Genomic DNA, 590 nt, shown 5'->3' with positions numbered 1-590 from the left:
AGCTTCTGGGCGCGGTCGCGGGCGAGGCCGGCATCGACGGAGGCCTGGTTCAGCTGCTCGACCAGTTCGGCATTATGCCGCCAGTCGCCCATCGCGTCCTCGACATCCGCAAACGCCTTGAGCACCGTTTTGCGGTAGTTCAGGCGGCTGCCCTCGGCCTCGGCCCGGGCCTGCGCGATCGCGGCGGTGTAGCGGCCGCCATGAATGACCGGCAGCGTCGCCATCATCATGAAGCTCCACGCCATGCCGCCCGCCTGGAACGCCTGATAGGCGGCGGACGCGTTCGGGTTGAACGTCAGCGGGATCATGAATTTCGGATAGAGGTTCGAGACCGCAATGCCCACGCGCGCAGTGTCGGCCGCGTATTCGGCCTCGGCCACACGGATGTCGGGACGGTTGGCCAGCACGATCGACGGCAGGCTGTCGGGGAAGCGCGGCAGATCGGGGATCGGACGGCGCTTTTCCAGCTCTTCCTCAAGCTGGCCCGGCATGTCGCCCACAAGGACGGCGATGGCATGCATCAGCCGCTCTTCCTGCTCGTGCAACGGCGCCAGACGGGCGCGTTCGAGATGTTCTTCCGTCTGGGCCTG

At 66.8% G+C, this 590-nt stretch carries 1 protein-coding gene; it reads right to left on the bottom strand.

Translation table 11 applies throughout. The annotated features are described in order from the left end of the window. Positions 1-590 (bottom strand): TolC family protein (locus JK208_RS15830; protein ID WP_211576717.1); only part of this gene is annotated, 590 nt, incomplete at both ends.

This window comes from Gluconobacter sp. Dm-74 (genome assembly GCF_018256135.1).
Lineage (GTDB): Bacteria > Pseudomonadota > Alphaproteobacteria > Acetobacterales > Acetobacteraceae > Gluconobacter > Gluconobacter cadivus.
Note: the sequence above shows the minus strand (reverse complement) of the source record. Positions and strands in the feature narration are given on the sequence as shown.